4 protein-coding genes are annotated in these 3,802 nt (G+C 60.0%); all 4 read right to left on the reverse strand.

Annotation, left to right across the window (positions count from 1 at the left end; translation table 11 throughout):
* Nucleotides 1-186: 186 nt before the first annotated feature.
* The gene (locus Q363_RS47260) at nt 187-405 is read right to left on the reverse strand and encodes an AAA family ATPase (RefSeq protein ID WP_425387819.1); all 219 of its coding nucleotides are present in this window, start codon (nt 403-405) and stop codon (nt 187-189) included.
* A complete protein-coding gene (locus Q363_RS30865) occupies nt 312-1,046 on the reverse strand; it encodes an AAA family ATPase (protein ID WP_051979585.1) in 735 nt (244 codons plus the stop codon). The genes Q363_RS47260 and Q363_RS30865 overlap by 94 nt, the downstream gene beginning before the upstream one ends.
* Before the next feature lie 239 nt (nt 1,047-1,285).
* Nucleotides 1,286-1,657: a hypothetical protein gene (locus Q363_RS30870; protein WP_169747203.1), complete on the reverse strand. Its 372-nt coding sequence runs from the start codon at nt 1,655-1,657 to the stop codon at nt 1,286-1,288.
* Nucleotides 1,658-1,704: 47 nt separating this feature from the next.
* Nucleotides 1,705-3,288 carry an eCIS core domain-containing protein gene (locus Q363_RS37115; protein ID WP_051979586.1) on the reverse strand — a complete coding sequence of 528 codons (1,584 nt, stop codon included), beginning with the start codon at nt 3,286-3,288 and terminating at the stop codon, nt 1,705-1,707.
* Between the last annotated feature and the right edge of the window lie 514 nt (nt 3,289-3,802).

A 3,802-nucleotide genomic window follows, 5' to 3' on the forward strand; every position in this document is an offset into this window, starting at 1 on the left:
GCTTATCGGCAAGTTCGGTCCCCGAAAGGGAACTTTCCGAAATCCCGTTTTGCGGAGAACGGTTGCTATGCTGGTAGCGACATGAAATCCGCCCCAGCTTGGCAGAGTGAAGCCACTGTTCTCGTTGTCTGTGTCCTCTCAATAGCCTGCTGCACGATGGGGGTTTCTTCCTGTAACGCTCGCCGGTCAATCAGAACTTGAGCATGGGAGACCACAATGATTTGTGTCTGCGCCAGCTGCAGCCAAGATCAATCGGGCGAGCGCGGGCAGCAGATCCGGGTGCAAACTAGTCTCTGGCTCGTTGAGCACCATCAGCGCCGGTGGATGCGGTGTGAGAAGGGCTGCAGTCCATAGCAGGTATCGCAATGTTCCATCGGACAGCTCCGCTGCGGAGAGAGGCCGCAAAAGGCAAACGCCTCGTCCGAGCGAATCTCCATGATGGTCTGGAGGGCCGCGGCGAGATTGCTGCCATCGTGGTGAAGAATTGGTGTCCAGGTGCCGATTTGGGTGATCCTCGCCGGCGAATCGGAATCTGTTCGAAACTGATCGTAGAACCGCCATCCGCGAATAGCTTCCCGGACTGCCAGCATCTCGGGAGCCCGGTGCGGGTCGGCAACGCTGGCTCGCATGCTATCGGCGTCAGCGAGTTGCTGCGTCAGCATGATTGGCTCCTCATCCCGTGTCGTCGAGAGCCAAACGAAATTGTTCCTCCGGTCCACCAGGGCGGACGCCTTTCGGTAAACCGGGCCATGCCAAATGCACTCCCGTTTGACCCGCGGGTCCAGCTCGAACATCGTTGCTGGAGGGGGAGGAGGAGGGTAGCCCAAGTCGATGCTGTATCCGTAGGGATCGCTCCCGAAGCCGAGCTTGAGACTGGCTGCATTCCGCTTTGCTAATCCCTCGACGGCATAAGTTCCTTGCCGCACGCCCCGAGCGATCGTTTCTGGCCCAGCCCAGAAGGTAGACGGCAAGCCCCCTTCGCGAGCGAGCGAGGCGACTACGGCGTTCTGAGCTACGTCAGCCAGCAGACGAAGAGAGCGATACACGCTGGACTTGCCACTGCGTTTGCGCCGGTAATGACGCTCAGCTGGCCCAAGGGAAGCACCAGCTCGCGCAATGAGCGATAACCTTGCCCAGCGACGGTGCGGAGGGCAAGGGTGGGACTGGCGAGGCCTGCGATCCGTTTGGAGAGTCAAGACTTCCCACAACCCTGTCGACTATTTCACTTCTGTGGTGAGCAGTTCTACTACAGGTCACGCGACGCCTGGTTTTTTGAAAAGTCCGGTTAACTCGTCAGGTCCCGCCGAAATACAATGCGGGCCACTGTGGAGGCGTCAAAGTCACCCACCGCCGGATCCAGACGCGCGATCACCGCCACTCGCCATCGCGGCCCTCCGGCGGGCGCGAATATCAGTTCGGGCGCCATACCCCGATTCGTACGCATCTGTTGATAATCCCCAAACGCCGATTTCAGCTCGGCGACCGTGGGTTTCATTCCGTCCGCAGGCTCAATCGTCAGCGCATAGGGCGGCCCCGCATCCGGATAGCGCGCCAGCCTCGCCGCGCGAACCTCCGGCGCCGTCGGCCGCAGTTCCATGGGTATAGGCCATCCGGGATCGGTCCCGATCGGTCCGACCTTCGCGGCAACTTCGTTCACGTCAACGTCCCCGGAAAGCAGCCGGACAAGGTCGCGAACGAATTCAATCACTTCGGCCAGCCTTTGTACGCCTGTTCCGCCGCATCTCCGACTTCGTGGGCGTCCGCTTCGAACGGGATGTTGCGATACAAAGTGTATCTCCGCTCCACCTCGGCAATCTGGGCTTTGAGAACGTTATTGGCCGACTTGGCGTCAGCGATCGTAGCCGCGGTCGCCGTCGCCTTCAGCGCTGTCAGCTTACCTATGGCGTCAGTGCGTTTGGTGGCCATCTCCGCCCACCCGTCATCGGACTCGATCTTCTGATTGGCCGCGCCCTCCGTCACCATGGCCTTATACATCCGCTGGCCCAGTTTCGCCGATGTCGCGTCAGTCTTCGCATCGAACTTTTTTGCCACGGCCTGATCGGCGATCTGCTGAGGGATCTGCTGTTCGGCACGGATTTCAGCCGAAGTCTTATTCTGTACACCAGCCGAGTAGCGCGCAGACAGAAACTGCTGCTCCGCATGCCGTCCCTCGTGCAGCGTAGTGTTGGTCAGTTCGGCCGCATCGTCGTTGCTGAGCGAAGCTCCTGAGACCAGAGCCTCACTGATCGCAAACCGCCACAATGCCCCTTGGAAGTACCCCTTTGGCTCCATTGCCTCCTTCTCCACCACCAGGAACCCCGGCACGTCCACCGCCACAAGTTCGGCACTGGCCGCTTTTCCCAACTCAGCCACACGGGCGTCCGCCGAGGATACGCCGGGCCACTTCGTCTGAAGTTTTTTCACCTCACCCGCGAAGTGGTTGAGCGTGCTCAGCTTGCCAAGGCCACTCAGATCGGCGAGCTTCCCCTCGTGGCGCCGTTTGGCGCGCTCGATCCCGGCCTTCGATTCCTTCGGATAAACTCGCTTGCGGATCTCCTTCCAGACAGCTCCGTCGATCGTTTTCTGCAGGTCTACGGCAACTGTATTCGCCTGTGCTTGCAGGGGATCGGGGGCCCGCTGGACCTCGCCGTGTGTGCCCACTGCCACGAGCGGGCCAACCGGCCGCCCCGAGACCACCGCCTGAGAAGCTTCCTGAGCGGCACGCTCAGCCGGCCCGTCCGCCCCGGCGATGCCTCGTGCAACACCGGGGCGTTGCTGCACAACGTGGGTTAATTCATGCGCGAGCAGACGGCGTCCCCGCTCGGTGGCCGGTTCGTACATTCTGGCCCCGAAGACCAGGTTTTGGCCCGAGGTATACGCGTTCGCACTCACCGCGCGCGCCGATTCGGCCGCTCGCGCATCTGTGTGGACGCGGACTTGGCTGAAATCATGGCCGAATCGCGACTCCATGAACTCTCGCGTGGCCGGATCCAGCGCCTGGCCCGAGGAACTCACTACCTGGTGAACGATGGGCGGTATTCCAGTCTCCGCAATCCCATTCGGGTCGGCAGCCTTGGCCTGCAAGGCTTGGCCGGCCGGCAGATCCGGGGAATTCGGATGGACAGGTATCCGGCTGAAATCGCGATCAAATCGGCGGTCGGTGGCGGATCGCCAGTCCGGGATCGCGTGGGTATCCTTGTCCGGTTGAGGCCTCTTACTCCAGGTGGTCGCGGAGCCGGGCGAACTCCCCTTCGGCGTTCGACTCTGTTGCGGTGCAAAAGTGCGCAAGAGCTTTACCTCCCGATACGGCCACGCCGATCTGCGGACAAGAGAAGGGCTTCGGACCAGTCTTCGACCGGTCCAAGCGGGGTTGAACTCCAATCATAAGCCCGGATCAACTCAGCCATTCGAGTCTTGCTGTGAATCACATCTTCTGGATTGCTTTTAGTTTTGTGATGAACTGACGGTTCGATTGGCATAAAGCAGAGTTAAAGGACTCAAACAGCTTAGTTGAATTTGCCCAATCGCGAAACTTAAGCATTCCACGAAGCGACCTACCGAGGGCTCCGGCTTGATGCAAGTTGCCCTCAGCTCCGGGAAGTGCCTGAAAAGTCTCGATTTCGGTAACTTGCTGGGAAACTTTCTCAAAACCCCGTTTCCAGGGAACGACCGTGATGCACGCATCTATTCACGCTAGAGGCTGTTAATGACTTCAGTTGAGCAATTTGAAGATTCTGCTGAGCATGAGGCACGCGAAGGCGAAGTAGTGAAAGGCGGCGAGTGTTTGGGAGAGGCGCTCGTA

The organism is Edaphobacter aggregans DSM 19364, from assembly GCF_000745965.1.
Taxonomy (GTDB): domain Bacteria; phylum Acidobacteriota; class Terriglobia; order Terriglobales; family Acidobacteriaceae; genus Edaphobacter; species Edaphobacter aggregans.